General features: G+C 72.6%; 17 protein-coding genes. 11 read left to right on the top strand and 6 right to left on the bottom strand.

Going from position 1 to position 20,502, the window contains the following annotated elements:
• Positions 1 to 102 precede the first annotated feature (102 nt).
• Together ACZ56E_RS22990 and ACZ56E_RS22985 are read left to right on the top strand one after the other, a co-directional pair.
• Positions 103 to 360 (top strand): DUF2530 domain-containing protein, encoded by a 258-nt coding sequence (locus ACZ56E_RS22990; protein ID WP_468612314.1) that lies wholly within the window; start codon positions 103 to 105, stop codon positions 358 to 360.
• Positions 361 to 477: 117 nt separating this feature from the next.
• Positions 478 to 2,880, top strand: coding sequence for a cation-translocating P-type ATPase (locus ACZ56E_RS22985; protein WP_471216814.1), 2,403 nt, complete (start codon positions 478 to 480; stop codon positions 2,878 to 2,880).
• A 39-nt stretch (positions 2,881 to 2,919) separates the two neighbouring features.
• Here ACZ56E_RS22985 and ACZ56E_RS22980 read toward each other — a convergent pair whose 3' ends face one another.
• The 3 genes from ACZ56E_RS22980 to ACZ56E_RS22970 all read right to left on the bottom strand — a co-directional run bounded on the left by ACZ56E_RS22980 (position 2,920) and on the right by ACZ56E_RS22970 (position 9,051).
• Positions 2,920 to 3,762 (bottom strand): calcium-binding protein, encoded by an 843-nt coding sequence (locus ACZ56E_RS22980; RefSeq protein ID WP_471216812.1) that lies wholly within the window; start codon positions 3,760 to 3,762, stop codon positions 2,920 to 2,922.
• Between the two features lie 208 nt (positions 3,763 to 3,970).
• Positions 3,971 to 7,213: a sacsin N-terminal ATP-binding-like domain-containing protein gene (locus tag ACZ56E_RS22975; protein ID WP_471216810.1), complete on the bottom strand. Its 3,243-nt coding sequence runs from the start codon at positions 7,211 to 7,213 to the stop codon at positions 3,971 to 3,973.
• A gap of 899 nt (positions 7,214 to 8,112) precedes the next feature.
• Complete coding sequence (locus ACZ56E_RS22970) at positions 8,113 to 9,051, bottom strand: DUF3027 domain-containing protein (RefSeq protein WP_471216808.1); 939 nt, start codon at positions 9,049 to 9,051, stop codon at positions 8,113 to 8,115.
• Between the two features lie 857 nt (positions 9,052 to 9,908).
• On the opposite strand from ACZ56E_RS22970, the gene ACZ56E_RS22965 reads away from it, so the two are divergent.
• The 4 genes from ACZ56E_RS22965 to ACZ56E_RS22950 all read left to right on the top strand — a co-directional run bounded on the left by ACZ56E_RS22965 (position 9,909) and on the right by ACZ56E_RS22950 (position 13,685).
• Positions 9,909 to 11,303 (top strand): MFS transporter, encoded by a 1,395-nt coding sequence (locus ACZ56E_RS22965; protein WP_471217212.1) that lies wholly within the window; start codon positions 9,909 to 9,911, stop codon positions 11,301 to 11,303.
• A gap of 261 nt (positions 11,304 to 11,564) precedes the next feature.
• Positions 11,565 to 12,074: a DUF2771 domain-containing protein gene (locus ACZ56E_RS22960; protein WP_468612323.1), complete on the top strand. Its 510-nt coding sequence runs from the start codon at positions 11,565 to 11,567 to the stop codon at positions 12,072 to 12,074.
• Entirely contained in the window at positions 12,044 to 12,808 is a 765-nt protein-coding gene (locus tag ACZ56E_RS22955; protein ID WP_471216806.1) for a futalosine hydrolase, read from the top strand. The genes ACZ56E_RS22960 and ACZ56E_RS22955 overlap by 31 nt, the downstream gene beginning before the upstream one ends.
• Positions 12,801 to 13,685 (top strand): 1,4-dihydroxy-6-naphthoate synthase, encoded by an 885-nt coding sequence (locus ACZ56E_RS22950; protein WP_471216804.1) that lies wholly within the window; start codon positions 12,801 to 12,803, stop codon positions 13,683 to 13,685. The genes ACZ56E_RS22955 and ACZ56E_RS22950 overlap by 8 nt, the downstream gene beginning before the upstream one ends.
• Before the next feature lie 49 nt (positions 13,686 to 13,734).
• On the opposite strand, the gene ACZ56E_RS22945 is transcribed toward ACZ56E_RS22950, so the two are convergent.
• On the bottom strand, positions 13,735 to 14,118 hold the full coding sequence (locus ACZ56E_RS22945) for a cold-shock protein (protein WP_362999596.1): 384 nt from the start codon (positions 14,116 to 14,118) through the stop codon (positions 13,735 to 13,737).
• Positions 14,119 to 14,310: 192 nt separating this feature from the next.
• Here ACZ56E_RS22945 and ACZ56E_RS22940 point away from each other — a divergent pair, with 192 nt between their 5' ends.
• On the top strand, positions 14,311 to 14,562 hold the full coding sequence (locus tag ACZ56E_RS22940; RefSeq protein WP_468612328.1) for a hypothetical protein: 252 nt from the start codon (positions 14,311 to 14,313) through the stop codon (positions 14,560 to 14,562).
• On the opposite strand, the gene ACZ56E_RS22935 is transcribed toward ACZ56E_RS22940, so the two are convergent.
• The gene (locus ACZ56E_RS22935) at positions 14,555 to 15,184 is read right to left on the bottom strand and encodes an HAD family hydrolase (RefSeq protein WP_468612330.1); all 630 of its coding nucleotides are present in this window, start codon (positions 15,182 to 15,184) and stop codon (positions 14,555 to 14,557) included. The genes ACZ56E_RS22940 and ACZ56E_RS22935 overlap by 8 nt on opposite strands.
• 135 nt (positions 15,185 to 15,319) lie before the next feature.
• On the opposite strand from ACZ56E_RS22935, the gene ACZ56E_RS22930 reads away from it, so the two are divergent.
• The 4 genes from ACZ56E_RS22930 (at position 15,320) to ACZ56E_RS22915 (ending at position 19,296) form a co-directional block, all read left to right on the top strand.
• Positions 15,320 to 16,318, top strand: coding sequence for a FecCD family ABC transporter permease (locus ACZ56E_RS22930; protein ID WP_471216801.1), 999 nt, complete (start codon positions 15,320 to 15,322; stop codon positions 16,316 to 16,318).
• A gap of 29 nt (positions 16,319 to 16,347) precedes the next feature.
• Complete coding sequence (locus ACZ56E_RS22925; protein WP_471217211.1) at positions 16,348 to 17,415, top strand: FecCD family ABC transporter permease; 1,068 nt, start codon at positions 16,348 to 16,350, stop codon at positions 17,413 to 17,415.
• On the top strand, positions 17,412 to 18,248 hold the full coding sequence (locus tag ACZ56E_RS22920; protein WP_471216799.1) for an ABC transporter ATP-binding protein: 837 nt from the start codon (positions 17,412 to 17,414) through the stop codon (positions 18,246 to 18,248). Before ACZ56E_RS22925 ends, ACZ56E_RS22920 begins: the two co-directional genes overlap by 4 nt.
• Positions 18,249 to 18,315: 67 nt before the next feature.
• Positions 18,316 to 19,296 (top strand): ABC transporter substrate-binding protein, encoded by a 981-nt coding sequence (locus tag ACZ56E_RS22915; RefSeq protein ID WP_471216796.1) that lies wholly within the window; start codon positions 18,316 to 18,318, stop codon positions 19,294 to 19,296.
• Positions 19,297 to 19,315: 19 nt separating this feature from the next.
• Here ACZ56E_RS22915 and ACZ56E_RS22910 read toward each other — a convergent pair whose 3' ends face one another.
• A complete protein-coding gene (locus tag ACZ56E_RS22910; protein ID WP_471216794.1) occupies positions 19,316 to 20,407 on the bottom strand; it encodes a hypothetical protein in 1,092 nt (363 codons plus the stop codon).
• Positions 20,408 to 20,502: the final 95 nt, after the last annotated feature.

Below are 20,502 nucleotides of genomic sequence, written 5' to 3'. Positions count from 1 at the left end.
TCTCCGCGCGTAGACCCGCCATGGACCCCACGTAGACCCCGCGTAGACCCCCGTAGACCCCACGGAGAACCCAGACCCGCAGGCCCCGCATAAGCTGGGGCCATGACGAAGTGGACCCCACAGCACGAGGCGCCGGAGCCCCTTGAGGGCCCCGTGGTCGCCACCATCACGGGCGGCACGATCCTCTGGTTCGTCCTCTTCCTGGTCCAGCTCCCGTTCTACGGCTGGTTCGACGACCGCGACGCGACCTGGTGGGTGTGGACCTGCCTGGCCGGTGCGGGCCTCGGCCTCATCGGCATCTGGTACGTACGGGGACGCGACGCCGCGATCAAGAGGGCGAAGGTCACCCAGCCCCAGTAGGAAGGTCACCCGGCCCCGGCAGCCCGTACAACCACGGGACGGTACGAGTCCTACCCTGGTCGGATCTTTGGGGCATTCAAGGGGTGAAGCCCAGGCGCCACCCTTACCGTCGAATGCATGACGCATATCGACGCGGGCGCCGAGCTCGACCCGGTCCACCCGGTGCCGCCGCCCCAAGGGCGGGCCACCGGACTGACCACCGCGGAGGTCGCCGAGCGGGTCGCCCGCGGCGAGGTCAACGACGTACCGGTCCGCAGCTCACGCTCCCTGGGCGAGATCATCCGGGCCAACGTCTTCACCCGCTTCAACGCGATCATCGGCGTGCTCTGGGTGATCATGCTCTTCGTGGCGCCGATCCAGGACAGCCTCTTCGGCTTCGTCATCGTCGCCAACACCGGCATCGGCATCATCCAGGAGTGGCGCGCCAAGAAGACCCTGGACTCGCTCGCCGTCATCGGCGAGGCGAAACCCACCGTCCGGCGCGACGGCAGGGCGGCGGAGATCTCCACCTCCGAGATCGTCCTCGGCGACGTGGTGGAGCTCGGCCCCGGCGACAAGATCCCGGTGGACGGCGAGGCCGTCGAGACCGACAGCCTGGAGGTCGACGAGTCGCTCCTGACCGGTGAGGCCGACCCGGTCGTCAAGAAGCCCGGCGACAAGATGATGTCCGGCTCGTTCGTGGTCGCGGGCGGCGGCGCCTTCACCGCCACCAAGGTCGGCCGCGAGGCGTACGCCGCGCAGCTCGCCGAGGAGGCGAGCCGCTTCACGCTCGTCCATTCCGAGCTGCGCTCCGGCATCTCCACGATCCTCAAGTACGTGACGTGGCTGATGGTCCCCACCTCCATCGGCCTGGTGATCTCCCAGCTCGTCGTCAAGGACGACAACTTCAAGGAGTCCATCGCGTACACCGTCGGCGGGATCGTCCCCATGATCCCCGAGGGGCTCGTCCTGCTCACCTCCGTGGCCTTCGCGATCGGCGTGATCCGCCTCGGCCGCCAGCAGTGCCTCGTGCAGGAGCTCCCGGCCATCGAGGGCCTGGCCCGCGTCGACACCGTCTGCCTCGACAAGACCGGCACGCTCACCGAGGGCGGCATGGACGTCACCGAGCTGCGGCCGCTGAACGGCAGCGACGAGGGGTACGTCCGCAAGGTCCTCGGCGCCCTCGGCGAGTCGGACCCGCGGCCCAACGCCTCGCTCCAGGCCGTCATCGACGCCTACCCCGACAGCGAGGACTGGCGCTGCACCGAGTCCCTCCCCTTCTCCTCGGCCCGCAAGTACAGCGGCGCCTCCTTCAGCGAGGGCGACGGCACCGACTCGACCTGGCTGCTTGGCGCGCCCGACGTCCTGCTGCCCGACGGCGACGCGACCCTCGCCGAGATCGAGGAGCTCAACCAGCAGGGCCTGCGCGTCCTGCTGCTCGCCCGCGCGAGCGGCGCCCTCGACGACCCCGACGTCGCCTCGGGGGCCCGCGCCACCGCACTGGTCGTCCTCGAACAGCGGCTGCGCCCCGACGCCGCGGACACCCTGCGCTACTTCGAGGAGCAGGACGTCGCCGCCAAGGTCATCTCCGGTGACAACGCCGTCTCGGTGAGCGCGGTCGCGGGCAAGCTCGGCCTGCCCGGCGCGGAGAACACCGTGGACGCGCGCAAGCTGCCCGCCGAGCGGGACGAGATGGGCGAGGCCCTCGACGACAACTCCGTCTTCGGCCGCGTCACCCCGCAGCAGAAGCGCGACATGGTGGGCGCGCTCCAGTCACGCGGCCACACGGTCGCGATGACGGGCGACGGCGTCAACGACGTCCTGGCCCTCAAGGACGCCGACATCGGCGTCTCGATGGGCTCAGGATCGGAGGCCACGCGCGCGGTCGCCCAGATCGTGCTGCTCAACAACAGCTTCGCGACGCTGCCGTCCGTCGTCGCCGAGGGCCGCCGCGTCATCGGCAACATCACCCGCGTCGCCACGCTGTTCCTGGTCAAAACCGTCTACTCGGTGATCATCGCGCTGCTCGTGGTCTGCTCGCAGGTCGAGTACATCTTCCTGCCGCGCCACCTGACGCTGCTCTCCACCCTGACGATCGGCGTCCCGGCCTTCTTCCTCGCCCTCGCCCCCAACAAGGAGCGCGCGAAGCCGCACTTCGTCCGCAGGGTGATGCGGTACGCGATCCCGGGCGGCGTCATCGCGGGTGTCGCGACCTTCATGACGTACATCCTGGCCCGGCACCACTACGAGGGTGCGGGCGCGCGGGAAGCCGAGACCAGCGCGGCGACCCTGGCGCTGTTCCTGATCGCCATGTGGGTGCTCGCCATCATCGCCCGCCCCTACACGTGGTGGCGGATCGGCCTCATCGGCGCGATGGGTCTCGGCTTCCTGCTCGTGCTCACCGTGCCCTGGCTCCAGGACTTCTTCCAGCTGAAGCTGGTGGGCACGACGATGCCGTGGGCGGCGGTCGCGATCGCGGCGGTGGCCTCACTCGCCATCGAGGTCGTCTACCGCGTGGTGGACCGCCGCTTCCCCGCCTGACGGCGGACGGCTGCTACGGGTTTCTGCTGCCGGTGGCTACTACTGGACGTCGACGAAGTCGCTGGTCGACGTCACCGACGGGGTCGTGGACGTGCCCGCGAAGACGTAACGGTAGTAGCCGTCGGCGGAGGCCGTCACCGTGGTCTTCAGGTTGCCCTTGGTGTCGGACTTGACCGTCTTGAGGGTGGTGTAGCTGGTGGCACCCTTCTTCTTGTACTGCAGCTTCACGTCCTGCTTGGTGTAGCCGGCGTACTTCGAGGTGTCCCAGTTGGCGCGCGTCAGGGCGCCGGTGACCGTGAGGGTCTTGCCCTTCTTGATGGGCTCCGGGGAGGCGTTGGTGGTGAGCTTGGCGGCGCGCTTCACCGAGACATTGGTCGGGTACGAGTCCGTGGAGACGTGGTCGCCGTCCTTGCCCTGGGCGATCGCCCAGACCTTCCACTTGCCGGCGAGGATGTTGCTGTAGATGTTCGCGTTCGGGTCGGCGACGACCGTGACGCTGCAGGTGGAGGTGGTCTCGTCGACGACCTTGCAGTCGCCCTCCATGACGTCGGGGGTCATCGAGCCGTCGATGCCGTCGTCCGAGTCGAAGTCCGTGCCGTGCCACAGGAACGCGGCGGCGTCCTCGATGCCGGTCGGGTCCGTCGCGGTGACCTCGATCTTGACCGACTTCTTGGCGGAGGTGCCGACGACGATGTCCTTGCCGGCGTTGACGGAGATCTTCGTGATCTTGGTGTCGCCCACGACCACGTCGGCCGGAGCCTTGGCGGCGAAGGAGGAGAGGTTCGGAGCCTTCGGGGCGTCGTCGGCCTGGGCAGCCGGGACAGCGAGTGCGGAAAGGGCCAGGGTGCCGGACAGTGCGGCCACGGTGGCACGGATGCGCATGTGTTTCCCCAGTTGGAGAAGGGGGCCTCGCGGTGCATTGCCGTCACGCGAGGCCCAAGTGATCTAGGAGTCTGTTGACTCGCAAGATCAGACACGCCACCGAGGCGAACGGTTGTACGACGGGTGAAGAAAATGTGACCGCGTTACGGAATGTCCTGTTCCGCCCCTTGAAGTCAGGGCGGAACAGTCCATTCCGAGCTGTGCCGCCTCAGTCGAACCAGCGGTCCCGTGCCAACTCCGCCGTCCGTGACGGATCTTCGAGCAGCGCTGCCACCTCGAAGCGGCGCGGCCACTGGCCCGCCGCCCAGGCGAGACCCGCCGCCACACCCTCCAGAGTCGCCGCGTGCACGACACCGTCCGGGGTGCGGCGCCAGTCCAGCTCCACACCGCCCGCGACCAGTTCGTCGTACTCGACGTACGTCTCCGGAGTCGACGCCCCCAGCAGGGTCCGCACCGACTCCGGCACCGCGTGCTCGACGCCCTCGCCCGACGGCTCCACGGCCGCCGTCTCGCTCAGCCGCCGCACCTGGAACAGCTCCGCCAGGTCACCCGCCCTGCCGGGCCGCACGGGCAGCAGAGCCACACCGTCGGCCAGCGGCAGCAGATCGGGCGCGTCGGCGACCACCGCGTCCGCCGCGTCGACCACCACGACCTCGCCGTCCACCACCGCGCGCAGCTCGTCCGGGAGGGTCACCTGCTCCGGGTCGAGATCGGCCAGCGCCCCGTACAGGGCGTGCAGTTGCGCGGCCGAGACGGGCCTGTCCGGGTCCGCGAGCCGGTCGAGCAGTTCGGCCGCGCCGCCCGGCTCCGCCAGGAGGGCGGCCACGGACGTCCGTACGCCCAGCGCCCGCAGCACCTGCTCGTCGCCGAACCCGGACGCGTCCGCCGCGTCGTAGAGCCCGGCGAGCAGCGGATCGCCGCCCGCCGCGCGCAGCCCGGCGGGCCTGCGGCCGTCGAGGACCGGGTGGCCACGCAGCCACCACGCCGTGTACGAACGGACCGTCTCCGTCGTCCCGTCCGGCAGCAGCACCCGCAGCGGCTGCGTCAGGGCGTCCCGCAGCGGCGGGCGCGACAGCATCGCCAGCGCCTGCGGCCAGCAGTCGTCGTCGACCAGGTCGAGATCCCGCACGGCGACGATCTCCGTGGCCACCGGCGGCACCGGCGTGTCCGGCAGCCGGTCGAGTACGTCCTCGCACCACACGTCCACGGCGTCGAGCAGACCCGCGTCGTCCGGCTCGGCGAAGTCGCCGTCGCGGGGCTCCAGTTCGTCGGGGTCGAGGACGACGTCGGTGGCACGTACGAGAGCGAACGTGGCGAGCACACCACAGGCGGCGAGCGGCTGCTCACCCCAGCGCTCGGCCAACTCGGCGTCGGTGAGGGCCAGTTCCCCATCCCTCATGACCTGCGCGAAAGGGCTGCCCGGCAGAACGAGTTCGCCCGCCGGGGAGAGTTCGCCGTCCTCGTCGGGCAGCGCGAGGGCGGCCAGCCACGGCTCGTCGCCCGGGGCGAGGTTCGCGTCCCGCACGAGCGCGAGCACGACGTCCGCCAGCTCCTCGGCGTCCAGCGCGTCCTCGTCCCACGTGTCGTCGTCGAGCGACGCGGCCACGGCCGCCCGGACCTGCGGCGTCGTGAGGACGGCGCGGGGCGTCGCGGGCAGCGCGCCGAGCTTCTCCAGGAGCGGGTGGACGGCGTCCGGGTGGGCGACCTTCAGACCGAGGCGGGCCAGGGACGCGGGATCGGGCTGGTCGCGGTCGTGCGCGTGCTCGTCCCCATGCGGATCGCGCTCGTCGCGGTCGTGCTCGTGCTCATGCGGATCGCGCCCGTCCCGATCGCGCCCGTCCCCGGACGTGGGGAGCAGAACGTGCCGGGGTCCGATGGTGGTGCGGCTGTCGGCCAAGGGCACCGGCAGCCCGGACAGCCGGTCCGGGTCGACCCCCGCCAGGGTGTCGTACAACCGCCGCCACCAGCCCGGCTCCCGCTCGAGACCGGCGAGCCGGTCGACCGCCTCGGTCAGCGGAACGCGCGCGACACCGAGCGTGCGCAGCTCGGCGCGGCGCTCCAGGCCCGCGGGCAGCAGGCTCGGCAGCACCTCGGCGAGCACCCGGACGGTGTCCGCGCCCGCGCCCTCGACGACCTCCGCGTCCCGTGGCCGCAGCGTCTCCGGCAGCTCGTCCTCCTCGCCCTCGGCGCGGGGCAGGGCCGGCGGCAGGAAGGCGGTGCGGGGCAGCCGGTCCAGGATGGCCTGTCGCAGCGCGCCGTCCAGCTCGCTCCTGCCGAGCGGTCCCGGCACCAGGGAGATGATCTCCTCCGTGACAGGCCGCCAGTCGGCGAGCAGCTCGACGTACGCCTCCGCGGCCCGCTCCACCAGGAAGTCGGTCAACGGCCCGGGGGCCGCGTGCCGTCGCGCGGTGTCCAGCGGGAACGACGCGAGGAGCAGCGCCGGTACGCCCAACGGCTCGTCGCTCGGCGTCGGCGCGTGGACGACGGGGCTGGTGCGGGGCCGCTCCGGGGCACCCTCGGCGCCCGCGGGGACGGCCCACGTCACGGACCAGTGCGGGCGCAGCCGCTCCTCGACGGGCCGGTCCTTCAGGAGGACGGCGTCGAGCGGACCCTGCCGGCTGACGGTGCGCCAGCGGGTGGTGCCCTCCCGGCTGTCCTCGACGATCGTGTACGGGGGGTCGGCTCGGCGGCGCAGGGTGCGGGTCGCCCCGTCCGGCGTCTCGACGGTGACTTCCTCCAGCCCCGGCAGGGCGAGGAGCAGCGCGTCGTCGACGCCGTCGAGCAGCCGCGCCACGAGGTCCTCCGCGGCGGCGTCGCGCAGCGGCAGGATGACGACCGTGTCGTAGCCGGCGGGGGCGGTGCCCTCGGCGGCGAACGGGAGCCTGAGCAGCGGGACGTGGCCGTCCCGCCGCCTCACCTCGTCGCCGAGGCCCGGGCTGAACCTGGCCGTCTCCGCGGCGAGTTCCCGCGCCTCGGAGAGCGACCAGCGGACGCCGCCGGTGCGTCCGACGACGGCGGGCTCGTCGCTGACGGCGAGCACGGCGGCGAAGCCGACGCCGTAGCGGCCGACGCTGTGCTGCTGGTGTTGCTGCTGGTGTTGCTGCTGCGCCGGGGTCTCCTCCCGCTTCGCGGAAGCGCGGAGGGTGGAGAGCGACTCGACTCCGGCGGCGTCGAGCGGCGCGCCGGTGTTCGCCGCGGCGAGGACCCCGCCGCGCAGCGTCAGCGCCAGCCGCCCCGGCACGCCCGCGCGGGCGGCGGCGTCCGAGGCGTTCTGGGCGAGCTCCACGACGAGCCGGTCGCGGTAGCCGCCGAGGGCGAGGTCCTCCTCGGCGTTGGCGTCCTCACGGAAACGGGCCGGTGCCGCCGCCCATGCGTCGAGGACTCCGCGGCGGAGGCGGGCGGTGCCAAAGGGATCGGTGCCCTCGGCCGCCGGCCGCACGGTCTTGCTCACGGTCGACTGTCTCCTCTGGTGATGGCTCTCGGCGCGGTGCGTGTTGTGGGTCCTGGTGGTGATGGTGATGCTGGTGCTGGTGGTGGTGCTTCTGCTGCTGGTGGTGGTGCTTGGCCTGCGGGCGAACGGTATCGCGTCTCGCCGGGGGTGTCGGGGGGACTAAGCGGGGGGCACCCCATGAGGGGACCGCCTCCCCCACAGCTCCGCCCAACCCCCCAAGCGCACCACGCCGCTGCGCGGCGACTCCCCACCCACCCACCCGTTCACCCCGCACCGCAAGGTGGGCGTAGGTGCGCCGCCGCTACGCGACGGAAGGCAGCCCGGCTTCCCCCAGCCCACTCCACAGGGCCACCGTTCCCCCGCCGCTGCGCGGCGTCTCTCCCACCCACCCACCCGTTCACCCGGCACCACAAGGTGAACGCAATGCGCCGCTGCGCGGCGGTCTTCCCACCCACCCACCCACCCGTTTGCCCCGCACCGCATGGTGGGCGTAGGTGCGCCGCTGCGCGGCAGGTGGGCCGGCTTCACGCAACCCGCGGGGCGAACGCTCCCCCGCCGTGTGCCCGGCACCGCGGGGGGCGCCGCTGCGCGGCGAGGCCGGCGAAGCGAACGCTTCTCCGCCGCTGCGCGGCGGGCGCCCGCTCGCCCGGGGTTTGCTCGGCACCGCATGGTCGGGGCGTTGCTGCGCGGCGGGGCGCCCGCCCGTCCGGCCGTTTGCCCGCGCCGCAGCGTCGGCGTGTTGGGCCGCTGTGCGGTGGGGGCCAGCCGGTGCCCGCCCACCCCCGGGGGTGGGATGGAAGGGCGGGTGGGTGGGGAGGACGCCGCGGAGCGGCGACGGGGGGTGGGAGCGTGCAGGGGGAGTGGGGGGCGCCTCAGGCGCCGGGGCGCCGCTGTCGGAACTAGGAGTGGCCTAGGTCCTCCGCCGGCCCCTCCCCGCCGACCGACCCGGAATCCGCCGCCGGCCGCAGCGGCAGTACATCCACCCGCGTCTCGTCCAGAACCGGCGGCGCCGGCCGCGGCGGCTTCGGCATGACCGCAGCCTCCGAGTGCCCACCACACCCGTACGACAAAGACACCACGTGCCCGTCCGCCGGCCCGAACTCATTGCCGCAGATACCGAACGCCTGCCCGAGCGAGCCACCGATCCGCACCAGGAACCCACAGCTGACGCACGCCGCGGGCGCCGCCTGCGCCATCGGGGTCTTCGCCCCGTACGCCTCGTCCCAGCGGTCCGCGGCGACATGCAGCCCGTAACGCGACAGCACCCGCGCGCGCCGCATGCCCAGCTCGTCGGCGACCGCCGCGATGGAACCCCTGGCCGGCGCGACCGGCAGCTCGGCGGGCGACACCGGCGTGAGGTCGGCGTCCTCCGCCTCGACGAGCTCGGCCATCTCCTCCGACATCGCGGAGTTCGGCGGCGGCTCCTCCTCGCCGGAGAAACCGGGCTCCAGACGCAGATCCTCGGCGTCCGTCGGCAGCAGGTCGCCCGGCCCCATGTCGCCCGGCCGGAGCCGCTCGCTCCACGGCACCCACTCGGGGGCGAGGAGCGCGTCGGGGCCCGGGAGCAGCACCGTCTCGTCCAGGGTGACGATCTTCGCCCGCGAGGCGCGGGCCACCGTCACGGCCCACCGCCAGCCGCGGTAGCCGAATTCCTTGCACTCGAAGAGGTGCGTGACGACGCGGTCGCCCTCGACCACGACCTCGACATGCTCACCGACCACACCGGGCGCGGCGGCCTCCTCGGCCGCGGCGCGTGCCAGGCCTACCGCCTCGGCGCACAGGCGGTCGGGGGTACGCGGGGTGCGCGGGGTACGGCTTCGCGTTGTCGCTGCGCTCACAAGTATCGCTTCTCTCCTACGCCGTCTCACGAGTGCGCCACCCTTACGCGGGGGTACGGACGGAGCGGACCAGAGGGCCGCGTCAACGTCCGCGCCCGACGTTCTCGGGCGCACCTACGTCACCCATTCTGCGGGATGACCGAGAGGCGCGCGGCCAAGAACAACCGCCGCAGGCGCGCTACGCACGCTACCTTCTCCTGGCCCCTGGGCCTACACCGACGTACGCCCCCGCGCCCCATCCCACCCCCACCTCCCCCTGCACGCTCCCTCCCCCCGTCGCCGCTCCGCGGCGTTTTCCCCACCCACCCGCCCTTCTATCCCCCCGGCCCGGGCGGACGGGGAACCCCCCACAAAGCACCCCAACACGCCCACACCACGGCGCGAGCCAAACGGCACCCACGCCCACCATGCGTCGCGCGGCAAACGGGTGGGCGGGCGGGAAAACCGCCGCGCAGCGGCGCCCATACGTCCACCATGCGGTGCGGGGTAAACGGGTGGGTGGGTGGGGAAGCCGCCGCGCAGCGGCGGAGAAGCGCTTGGCCCGGGGACTGCGACGCGCCGCCCGGCCCCGCCACGCAGCGGCGCATCACGCCCACGCTGCGGTGCGGGGTGAACGGGTGGGCGGGTGGGAAAACCGCCGCGCAGCGGCGGGGCAGTGGCCGGGCTCGGGGGAGGTGCCCTCCCCGCGCAGCGGGGCCCCAGGCCGTCCGTGCGGCGGGGCGTGTCGGTGGGGATGGCCGACCCGGGCAGGGGGGCGACGTGCACCCCGTGACAGGGAGCGCCACGGCTCACAGCCTGTATTCGCACTAGTAGTGCCCCCAAGGGGGCACTATGACGGGGTGGCCCCCACCAGGTCGATGTCCGTAGGAACCGTCTCGCCGGGCCCGGCGAGACGAACCGCCCGTGCGCTGGCCCGCGCCCTCCACCTCCCCTTCACCGGCACCGCCCGAGGCATCCGCAAGGCGACCCACGCCCACGGAGCGGGCGAGTCGGGCCTCGGGAAGCTCATCGAGCTGCACGCCGTGAACGGCGCGGGTGACGTCATGATCACCGTCGCCCTCGCCTCCACCGTCTTCTTCTCCGTGCCGACGGACGAGGCCCGCGGCCGCGTCGCGCTCTATCTCGCCATCACGATGGCCCCGTTCACGCTCCTCGCCCCCGTCATCGGCCCGCTCCTCGACCGGCTCCCGCACGGCCGCCGTGCCGCGATGGCCGGCGCCATGCTGGCCCGCGCCCTCCTCGCGCTTGTCCTCTCGGGCGCGGTGGTGACCGGCAGCGTGGAGCTCTATCCCGCCGCGCTCGGCGTGCTGGTCGCATCCAAGGCGTACGGCGTGGTCAGAAGCGCTGTCGTGCCACGTCTTCTGCCACCGGGGTTCTCCCTGGTCAAAGCCAATTCCCGGGTCACTCTCGGCGGTCTGCTCGCCACCGCCGTCGCGGCGCCCGCCGGTGCGGGGCTCCAGGCGCTCGGCCCGCGCTGGCCGCTGTACGGCGCCTTCGTGATCTTCGTCTCCGGGATGTTCCTGTCGTTCTCGCTGCCGCACAAGGTCGACTCGTCGAAGGGCGAGAGCAAGGCGCTGCTCGCCGCCGACGAGGAGCACCTGCATCTGCACGCCCGCGCCGAGGCCGAGGCCGACACCTTCCGCAAGCGGCGCCTCGGGCTGCGTACGGTCGGCCCTGCCGTCACCCACGCCCTTGCGGCGAACGCGTCGCTGCGCTGTCTGTCCGGCTTCCTCATCTTCTTCCTGGCATTCCTGCTGCGGGAGCATCCGCTCGCGGGGCAGAGCGCGGCGGTGTCGCTCGGCATAGTGGGGGTGTCGGCCGGCGCGGGCAACGCGCTGGGCACGGCGGTCGGAGCCTGGCTGAAGTCACGGGCCCCGGAGCTCATCATCGTGACGGTCATCGCGGTGGTGCTGGGCGTGGCGGTGACGTCCGCGCTGTTCTTCGGCGCGGTGGCCGTCGCCTGTCTCGGCGCGTGCGCGGGCTTCGCGCAGGCGCTGTCCAAGCTGTCGCTGGACGCGCTGATCCAGCGGGACGTCCCGGAACAGGTCCGCACCTCCGCGTTCGCCCGTTCCGAGACGCTGCTCCAGGTGGCCTGGGTGGTCGGGGGTGCCGTGGGCATCGCCCTGCCGCTGATCGGGACGCTCGGCCTCTCGGTGGCGGCCGGCATAGTCGCGGTGGGCTGGCTCTCGACCGTACGAGGCCTCCTCCTCTCGTCCCGGCACAGCGCCCCCCGCCGCGCCCGGGTGGTGTGAGTGTGAGACACGCCCACCGGCCCGCGGCCGCCAGCGCTCGCGAGGGGACGTGGGGGTATGTGCGAACGGAGCACCAAGCACACCATGGCGCCTTTGTCCGGGCAGCGCGGCGCAGGGACGGCGAGTACGCACATACCCCCGCGGCCCCGCCCCACAGACGGACAGAAGGCGAACCCCGCTCAAGGCGCCCCGCGGCGAGCCGACGGCACGCCGTGCCCCCCGCGTAACAGCACCCCCCGACGCGCCCGATAGCCTTCGCCCATGACCTCCCTGCTCCGCGGCGGAGCCGCGAATGTGAACAGCGCGGTGCGCCGCCGCCGCACCGTGGCCGCCCTTGGCGCCGTCTCCGCCGGATTCCTCGTTCTTTCGGCCTGTGACAAGCCGACGCCGCTGGCCACCGTGACGGTCGGCAGCGACTCGGTGCACACGGAAGCTTCCTGCTACAACGACGGCAAGGAGCTGAAGGACTCCCAGCTGAAGTCCTGCCTGCAGGACAAGGACGTCAAGACGGTGAAGATCGACCCGGACGAGAAGGTCCGCTTCGGTGTCGACCCGGAGATGGCCGAGAAGGGCTGGACGCTGCTGATGAACGGTCAGCCGCTGACCGAGGCCAGCAAGAAGACGTACGTCGTCATCCCGGGCAGCGTCTTCTTCAACCAGCAGTACGGCGGTGGCGGCAGCAAGTCGACCGTGAGCCTCCTCGAGGGCGGCAAGGGCTCGGAGTCCAAGGCCACGGGTCTGTGGTCGTTCAAGTTCGAGAAGGACTCCTGACCACGTACACCGCACCCACCACGCACACCCCGCCCCTCGCGGGCCGCGTCCTCGTCGCCACCGCCGTCCCCGCCGAACGGGACGCGGTGGCCCGAGCGCTGACCGAGGGCCCCGACGCGGCCCCCGTCGACGTCCTCGCCGTCGGCGTGGGCCCGGCCGCCGCCGCGGCGGGCACGGCGACCGCACTCGCCCGCGCCGCCGCCACCGGCCGGCCCTACGCCCTGGTGGTCTCGGCGGGCATCGGCGGCGGCTTCCCGCCCCACGCGCCCGTCGGCTCGCTCGTCGTCGCCGACGAGATCACCGTCGCCGACCTGGGCGCCGAGACCCCCGACGGCTTCGCGCCGGTCACCGAGCTGGGCTTCGGCGCCGTCACGCACCGGCCGCCGCCCTCCCTCGTACGGGACGTGGCGGACGCCTGCGGTGCCGCGACCGGCACCGTCCTCACCGTCTCCACCGTGACCGGCTCCGCCGAGCGCGCCGCCGAGCTGCGGCTGCGTCATCCGCGCGCCCTCGCCGAGGCGATGGAGGGTTTCGGTGTCGCCGAGGCGGCCGCCCTGCACGGCCTGCCCGTCCTGGAGATCCGCGCGGTCTCGAACCCTGTCGGCCCGCGCGACCGCGCCGCCTGGCGGATCGGCGACGCGCTGGCCGCGCTGAGCGACGCGTTCGGGAAGTCCGCGCCGGTACTGAGGAGTTGGAACCCACATGGCAGCACACACAGCGGCACACATGACTGAGTCCGACGGCCCGGGCCTCGAACGGCCCCTGCGCATCGCGTACTCCCCCTGCCCCAACGACACGTTCGTCTTCGACGCGTGGGCGCACGGCCGGGTGCCGGACGCGCCCGCCCTGGACGTGACGTTCGCGGACATCGACATCACGAACGGCATCGCGGAGAGGGGACCCGCGGAGTCCGACCTCGACGTCCTGAAGGTGTCGTACGCCGTCCTCCCGTACGTCCTGGACGAGTACGCGCTGCTGCCCTGCGGCGGTGCCCTCGGCCGCGGCTGCGGGCCGCTGGTCCTGACCCGGGAGCCGGGCGTCGATCTGACCGGGAAGACGGTCGCCGTGCCGAGCGAGAAGTCGACGGCGTATCTGCTGTTCCGGCTCTGGGCGGCGGACACCCTCCGCGACGGGGGTGTCGGCGAGATCGTCGTGCTGCCCTTCGACCAGATCATGCCCGCGGTGCGCGACGGCAAGGTCGACGCGGGCCTGGTCATCCACGAGGCGCGCTTCACGTACCGGAACTACGGTCTGCACCGCCTCGCCGACATGGGTGAGCACTGGGAGGCCACCACGGGCCTGCCGATCCCGCTGGGCGCGATCATCGCGCGGCGGAGCCTCGGCGCGGCGGCGCTCCGGCACATCGCCGAGTCGGCCCGCGCCTCGGTCCGCATGGCCTGGGACGACCCGGAGGCCTCCCGTCCGTACGTCCTGGAGCACGCGCAGGAGATGGACCCGGCGGTGGCGGACCAGCACATCGGGCTCTACGTCAACGAGTTCACCGCCGACCTCGGCGAGGACGGCTACGCGGCGGTCCGCGGTCTGCTGACGCGCGCCGCGGCCGAGGGGCTTGTGCCGCCCCTCGGCCCGGACGCTCTGGCGTTCCCCTAGCGGATCTCGAGCGGGCGCGCCCGGCGGGGGACCGGGCGGCCGGGCGGCGCTACACGTCCAGCTGGTCCGCGACCGCCCGCAGCAGGCCCGCGATCTTCGCGCCGGACGCCTTGTCGGGGTAGCGGCCCTTCTCCAGCATGGGGGTGATGTTCTCCAGGAGGGTGGTCAGGTCCTGGACGATCGACGCCAGTTCGTCCGGCTTGCGGCGCTGCGCGGCCGCCACCGACGGGGTCGGGTCGAGGATCACGACGGAAAGAGCCTGGTCACCGCGTTGTCCCGCGACCACGCCGAATTCCACGCGCTGGCCGGGCTTGAGTGTGTCGACGCCGGCGGGCAGTACTGAGGAATGCACGAAGACGTCGCCGCCGTCGTCGCGGGAGAGAAAGCCGAAGCCCTTCTCGCTGTTGAACCACTTGACCTTGCCGGTAGGCACGTGAAGTCCTCGTCCTCGTACTCGTCGTACTCGTTTATGCCGGGTCCGCCCGTCGGGAACGGCGGGGCGAAAACGGCTCTGGATAGCACTACAGCGGGTCGCACGACCCGCCAGGACCAAGACTATTGGTCCGGGGGCCGGTGACAAGACGTCCCCGGATTCTTCCTACGCGCTGGGAACTACCCTGGTCGGGTGCGTGACAAAACCCAAGCGAATTCCGCCGGTCCCGGCGATGGAATGGTCCGGACCGGAGCGATCGTCTTCTTCGTCGGAGCCGTGGCCACACTGGTCACGGTGGCCCCGCTGTTCCTGGGCACCGACCCCTTTCCCTCCATCGCGTACGCGGTGTGCATGCTGATGGGCGTCGGCTTCCTCATCGCGGGGATCGGGGTGCTGCGCGGCATCGCCTTCCAACGGCGTCAGGCCAGGTCCGGCGTCAGCTGACGGCGCCACGCGCGGCGTACGCGTCGAGCCAGGCGGGGAACTCCGGCAGCCCGCCGAGTACGACGTCCGCGCCCGCCGCGCGCAGTTCCGCTGCGTCGCACGGTCCGGTCGCCACCGCGACGGAGAGCGCGCCCGCCGTACGCGCGCCGCGTACGTCGCCGGTGTGGTCCCCGACGTACACCGCCGCGTCGTGCTCGCGCAGCGCCGCCGCCTTCGCCTCCGCCCACAGCCAGCCGATGACGGCGTCGGCCTCGATGCCGAGGTGCGACAGGTGCAGCTTCGCGTTGGGCTCGTGCTTGGCGGTCACCACGATCGCGCGGCCGCCGTGCGCGTGCACCGCGGCGACGGCCTCGCGGGCGCCGGGCATCGCGAGCGTCGGCTGTATGGCGTGTGTGGGGTAGATCTCACGGTAGAGGTCGGCCGTCTCCTCGATCCTGTCCTCGGGGAACCAGTTCCGCAGCTCCTGCTCCAGCGGCGGGCCGAGCCGCGTGATCGCCAGGTCCGCGTCGACGTACGTCCCCGTCGCCGCGGAGAGCGCCTGGTAGGCCGCCTTGATGCCGGGCCGGGAGTCGATCAGGGTCATGTCGAGGTCGAAGCCGACGGTCAGCGTGTGAGAGCTCATGAGCCCATTCTGCCGATCGCCGCCGCACCGCCCGCACATAGACTTAGCCCACCCTTACCGCCACCCTCCCCCGTGGCCCCCGGCCCTCCCCCTGTCCGCACCCCCGTCCTCACCCCCGTGAAACGAGCTCAGCCGATGCGTGTGCCCGTCGGACGCGCCGCCGTGATGACGGCGGCCGTCGTGGCCCTGCTGCTCGCCGTCCTGTTCAGCCTCTCCGTGGGCGCCCGCGCCATCGCGCCCTCCGTCGTGTTCGACGCGCTGCTGCACGGCGGAGGCAGTGACTCCGCCGGCGTGATCCGCGAGATGCGGGTGCCCCGCACCGTGATCGGCGTGCTGGTCGGCGCCTCGCTCGCGCTCGCGGGGACCGTCCTGCAGGGCATGACCCGCAATCCCATCGCCGACCCCGGCATCCTCGGCATCAGCCAGGGCGCCTCGGTGGGTGTCGTCCTCGCCATCGCCTACGCCGGCGTCCACACCCTGACCGGTTACGTCTGGTGGGCGTTCCTCGGCGCCGGGCTCGCGTCCGTCGCCGTCTACGCCATCGCGGCGGGCGGCCGGGGCGGCGCGACCCCCGTGAAACTCGCGCTCGGCGGTGCCGCGATCAACGCGCTGCTCGTCTCGGTGACGACCGCGATCCTCACCACCAAGGCCTCCGCGCTCGACGAGTTCCGGTTCTGGCAGGTGGGTTCGCTCGCCGGCCGCGACGCCGAGATCGTCGGGCAGCTCTGGCCGTTCCTGCTCGTGGGCCTGGTGCTCGTCCTCGCGGTCGCGCGCGGCCTCGACGCGCTGGCGCTCGGCGAGGACGTGGCGAAGGGGCTCGGCCAGAACGTCGCGGCGGTACGGATCGTCGGCGGGCTCGGCGCGACCGTCCTCACCGGCGCGGGCGTGGCCGCCGCGGGACCGATCGCCTTCATCGGCCTCGCCGTGCCGCACATCGCCCGCGCCCTCATCGGCAGCGACCACCGCTGGGTGCTGCCGCTCGCGGCGGTCCTCGGCCCGGTGATGCTCCTCGCCTCCGACACGGTGGGGCGGATCGTCTTCCCGCCCAGCGAGGTGCCCGCCGGCGTGATGACCGCGCTGCTCGGGGTGCCGTTCCTGGTGGCCCTCGTCCGCCGGAAGACGGTGGCGGCATGAGCAGCGGTACGAAGGTGGGTACGACTGTCATGGCCCCGGACCGGGCCCGCGTCCGGCCCGTCGGGTACGCCGTGCTCCGCGTGCGCAAGGCCGCCTTCCTCGTGCACCGCAGGGCCGCCGCGGTGGCCGCCGCGCTCACCCTGCTGCTCGCCGCGAGCTGTCTCGCGTACCTCTGTGTCGGCGAGTCCTTCGTCCCGCCCGTCGAAGCCCTGAAGGTCGTCATCGGGCAGCCCTCGCCGGACACGCTGGTCGTCGGCACCCTGCGCGAACCCCGCATGGTGGTGGGCCTCCTCGTCGGCGCCGCGTTCGGCGTGGCGGGCGCGCTCATCCAGACCGTGGCCCGCAACGCGCTGGCCAGCCCCGACATCATCGGCATCAGCCAGGGCGCCAGCGCGCTGACGGTCGGCGCGATGACTTTCGGCGTCACCTCGTACACGGCGCTCCCCTATCTGTCCGTGCTCGGCGGGATCGCCGCGGCCGCCCTCGTGTACGTCTTCGCGTGGCGTGGCGGCCTGCACGCCACCCGGTTCGTCCTGATCGGCATCGGCATCGCCATCGCCCTGCGGTCGGTGACGACGCTCTTCATGACGAAGGGCGACTACCTCGTCGCCCAGCAGGCGCAGATCTGGATGACGGGCTCCCTCAACGGCCGCGGCTGGGCCGAGGCGAACCCGCTCGGCGTCACCCTGCTCGTCCTGCTCCCCTTCGTCCTGTGGGCGGCCCGCGCCCAGCGCGCCGTCAGCATGGACGACGACACGGCGACGGCTCTCGGGACGCGCCTCGGACACGTACGCCTCGGGCTCGTCCTGCTCGGCGTCGTCCTCGCCTCGGTGGCGACCGGCGCCGCGGGACCCGTCGACTTCGTGGCGCTCCTCGCCCCCCAGATCGCCCGCCGCCTCACCCGCACCGCGCAGCTCCCGCTGCTGTGCTCGGCGCTGCTCGGCGCGCTCATCGTGGTCCTCGCGGACCTGCTGGCCCGCCGCCTCTTCTCGCCCACGGAGCTTCCCGTCGGCGTCCTGACGGCGGCGGTCGGTGCTCCGTATCTCATCTGGCTCATCGTCCGGAGCCGCTCCGTCCGCAATGGAGGCACCTCGTGACAGCCGCCCGCCTTTCGGCCCGCGAGCTGACCCTCGCCTACGAGGACCACACCGTCGTCGACAGCCTCGACCTGGTGATCCCCGATGGCAAGGTCACCGTCATCGTCGGCCCCAACGCCTGCGGCAAGTCCACGACGCTGCGGGCCCTCGGCCGCCTCCTCAAGCCGAAGAACGGTGCCGTCCTCCTCGACGGCGCGTCCCTCGCCAAGCTGCCCACCCGGAAGATCGCCCAGCAGATCGGCCTGCTCCCGCAGACGCCCGTCGCCCCCGACGCGATCACCGTCGCCGACCTCGTCGCGCGCGGCCGCCAGCCGCACCAGCACTGGTGGCAGCAGTGGTCCGACGACGACGAGAGGGCGGTGACCGAGGCCATGGAACGTACCGACGTCACCGCGCTCGCCGCACGCTCCGTCGACGAACTCTCCGGCGGCCAGCGCCAGCGCGTGTGGATCGCGATGGCCATCGCCCAGGACACGGACATCCTCCTCCTGGATGAGCCCACCACCTACCTGGACATCTCCCACCAGGTCGAAGTCCTCGACCTCGTACGCCAGTTGGCCACGGCCACGCACGACGGCGACCGCGGCCGCACGGTCGTGGTCGTCCTGCACGACCTCAACCAGGCCGCGCGGTACGCCGACCACCTCGTCGCCATGAAGCAGGGCGAGGTCGTCGCCGAGGGAGCCCCCTCGGAGATCGTCACCGAGGATCTCGTACGCCAGGTCTTCGGCCTGGACTGCGTCGTCGTGCCGGACCCCGTGACCGGCTCCCCGCTGGTCGTCCCCGGAGCACCGTGGTCCGCGCCCTCACCCGCCCGCACCACCCCCGCCTGACGGCACGACCCGACTGCCCCCACGGCACGACCCGACGGCACGACCCCACCGCATGAAAGGCGTCCCCATGATCCCCTTCCGCTCCCCGCTGCGCCGCCGGGCGCTCCTCACCGGATCGCTGGCCCTGACCGGCGCGCTCGCGCTCTCCGCCTGCGGCTCCTCCGACTCCGACGGATCCGGCGCCGCCGGCGGCAAGACCCGCACCGTCAAGACGGCCATGGGCGACGTGAAGGTCCCCGAGAAGCCGCGGCGCGTCGTCGTCCTCGACACCGCCGAGCTGGACTCCGCGATCACGCTCGGTGTGAAGCCGGTCGGCGCCACGCACGTCGAGGCCGAGTCCGGCTTCCTGAGCTACCTGCCCAAGGACAAGGTCAGCGGCATCAAGGACGTCGGCGAGATGCTGAACCCCAACATGGAGGCCATCGCCGCGCTCAAGCCCGACCTCATCCTGACGTCGAAGATCCGGCACGCCGCCAAGTACGACCAGCTCAAGGCGATCGCGCCGACCGTCATGACGGAGACGACCGGCTACCCCTGGAAGGAGAACTTCCAGGTGCACGCCGAAGCGATGGGCAAGCAGGCCGAGGCGGAGAAGGTCGTCGACGACTACAAGGCGCACGCCAAGAAGGTCACCACCGCCATCGGCGGCCCCGCCGCGGCCGAGCGGACCGAGGTCAACGTCATCCGCTTCATCGAGGGCGCCGACATCCGCCTCTACGGCGAGCAGAGCTACATCGCCACGCTCCTCAAGGACGTCGGCCTCGGCCGCGCGCCGATCTCCGCGAAGGCCAAGGACGGCTTCTCCTACGACCTGTCCCCCGAGAAGATCGACCTCGCCGACACGGACGTCATCTTCCAGTCGACGTACGGCGATCCGAAGAAGGCCAAGCAGACGCAGACCACCGGCAGCGGCCTGTGGAAGAACATGAAGGCCGTGAAGTCCGGCAACGTCCACACCGTCGAGGACGAGCTGTGGATCCAGGGCATCGGCTACACCGCGGCGGACAAGATCCTGGACGAGATGCAGACGGCCCTGACGAAGAAGTAGGCGCCTGCCGGGTGGTGCTTCACGCGCGCCGCCGCTGCGACCTCCACAGCAGGAAGAGCGCGGAGGCGACGGCCGCGCCGCGCACCACCCACGGCCAGGTGTCGCCGATGGCGTCGCTCATGTGCCCGTCCGTGATCGGCTCGCCCCAGCCTTTGTTGGCGCGCCCCCACAGCCACGTGATGCCCGCGGCCACCGCGAGCCCCGGCAGCCACAGGACGGCGAACTTCACCTCGGCGGGGGAGAGCCTGCGGGAGACGTAGGTGATGAGCCAGCCGACGCCGAGGACCACGAGGTTGCCGAGGACCGCGCCGACGACGAGGAGCGCGGCGGCGAGCAGGAGCAGCGGGTTGCTGAACGTGGGGAGGCCCGGGCCGGCGCCGCCGCCGGCCCGGCCGATCCGCCACCACCGCCGGCGCGCTCCCTCTTCCTCTGCCTCCTCCGCCGCCTCTTCCTCGTACGCGTCCCCGTCCGTCCCGTCCTCGTCCTCGGCCGCCTCTTCGGGCTCCCGCTTGGGCGGGGGCTTGAGTATTTCCGGGATCTCCACGCCGCCGACGAAGCCGGGGACGCTGTCGGCGACGCCGAACGGGCTGCTGTCCACCCGCCACCAGTCGGGCTCGGACCCGCTCGGCCCCAGCTCGTCCGTGCCCGCGAGGTGCGGCGGCGACGCGCCCTCGAAGTCGGCGGGGAGCGCCGGGGCGGCCGGGGCCTCCGGGGAGTCCGCGCGACGGGGCCCCGGCACGACGCGCCGCAGACTCTTCGTACTCTTCGTGCTCTTCGTACTGTTCGGGATCCTGGGGCTCTTGGGGCTTCTCGGACTCCTCGGGCTCTTCTGCGGGGCAGGGGTGCTCTTCTCCGCCGGGGGGTCCTCCGGTACGTCGCCGGACGCCCCGCCCGCCGCTTCGACGACCTCCTCCGGCGTGCCGAGGCGGGCCAGGATGCGGCGGACCGCGGCGGGGCTGTCGCCCACGGGGCCCGACCGGCCCCGGTCGATCCGGTTCCGCAGGTCGGCGACCAGCCGCATCCGGTCGCCGGACGGCAACTGCCGCTGCTGGGCCAGGTCTCCGACCCGGCTCAGATAGTCGTAGACCAGCTGATCGCTCTCGATCCCCACGAAGTCCCCTCCGGGGCGGCTGCGTTGACGCGCCGCGGTTGTGCACAGCGCTCCCGACGTTACCGCCTCCGGGCCACAGGGCGCCCGCACCCTAG

Source organism: Streptomyces sp. NPDC039480 (genome assembly GCF_055597165.1).
Note: the sequence above shows the minus strand (reverse complement) of the source record. Positions and strands in the feature narration are given on the sequence as shown.